Annotated in this window: 2 protein-coding genes; both read right to left on the reverse strand. The window is 52.2% G+C overall.

The genetic code is table 11. The features are described 5' to 3' along the window. A partial coding sequence (locus ACTHUE_RS18665; RefSeq protein WP_440424150.1) for a glycosyltransferase family 8 protein occupies window positions 1–785 on the reverse strand: 785 nt, incomplete at its 3' end. A gap of 38 nt (window positions 786–823) precedes the next feature. Beyond that, on the reverse strand, window positions 824–1,509 hold a 686-nt coding region (locus ACTHUE_RS18670; RefSeq protein ID WP_440424151.1), incomplete at its 5' end, for a DNA recombination protein RmuC.

Consider the following 1,509-nt stretch of genomic DNA (forward strand, 5'->3'; position numbering starts at 1 on the left):
GGCCAGTCGGCGCAATAGTATTGCCAATAGATTTCTTCAAAAGGAATCTTGCCGTAATCGCACAACCACGGTTTGGCGCGTGTGGTGTAGTGGATAACGGGCGGGACGGTGTCAGGTTTGGGGAATACTTCGCCGAGGTTTCGTTTTTGGAAGTATTCGACTGCGCCGGTTTGGAAGTTCCAAGATTCTTCTAGTTGCAGCCAGTTTTTTTGAAATACGGTGTTTAGAAAGCATTGGTCGCCGTAGGGAACGGATTTGTCAATGGTGGTAGCAGTTTGCAGCAGTTGCGCTGCGATATTGTGTTCCCGCCATTGCGCCAGGTCGACCAACAACATACCGGAATTGAAATAGGGCGTAGTGTGCAGGCCGGTCGGGTGATTCCATTCGGTACGGGCAAGAAAGGAGTCTTGTACCGCTGCAACGGGATAACCGCGCATATCGAGGTTGAACAAATCATGCAGGGATTGGGTAACCACCATATCGCTGTCGAGATACAGGGCGCGATCGACAGGCAGATGTTGCATCATCAGACGGAAAAATGCGGCATCCGAAATATGGGGTAGGCGGCGATATTGGCTGAAGTCCATCTCGATTTTGACATCATTCAGACGGCTGCCGCTGGCTGCGAGCTTTTGGTTGGTATAGTCGATCCATTCCCGCCTGAAGGTATTGTGCATGAGGTAGAAATTGACATTTGTGTTGTGAGTACAGATGGATTTCATCAGGGTATGAACTTGCTCGGCATAGCCGGTATCGGCGGCAAGGACGATGGTGATGTTGCTCATTGGTTAAATTCCCTTTATTTGCAATGTCTTAAGTTTTATCAGTCATTTTCTTGGTCTTGCGCGGTCGGCAAGGTGGCGTGGTCTTCGTTTTCCGACATGGCTTTTTCTAATAAATCGCGTTGCAGCTGTTTGCCGGCTTTGATGCCCAATTTGCGCAGTTTTTCGGTGCTGCTGATGAGATTGCCCCTGCCGGAAACCAAGCGGCCATAGGCCGTCTGAAATTGGGATTGAGCCTGACCAAGCGCTTTATTGATGCCGTCCATGCTTTCGACAAAGCCGACAAATTTGTCATAGAGTTTGCTGCCTGCCTCGGCAATCGCCAGCGCGTTTTGGTTTTGCTGCTCGTTGCGCCAGATGTTGGCAACGGTGCGCAGGGTAGCGAGCAGGGTGCTGGGGCCGGTCAGCATGATGCGTTTGTCGAAACACTCTTGGAAGAGGTTTGGATCATGTTGCAGGGCGAGGAGGTAGGCCGGTTCGACAGGGACGAACATAAAGACGAAGTCCAGCGTTTTGACGCCCTCAAGGTCGGTGTAATCCTTCGCTGCCAAGCTTTTGATGTGGGCGCGGATGCTGGCGACGTGGTTGGCAAGCTCGCGTTCTGCTTCTGCGCCGGTGCTTTGCGTATAGCGGACGTAGGCGGTCAGCGATACTTTGGAGTCGATGACGATTTGTTTGTTGTCGGGCAGATTGATGAGGACGTCGGGCTGGAGGCGGCGTTGGGTGC

The sequence above is a fragment of the Neisseria sp. P0021.S005 genome (assembly GCF_051956955.1).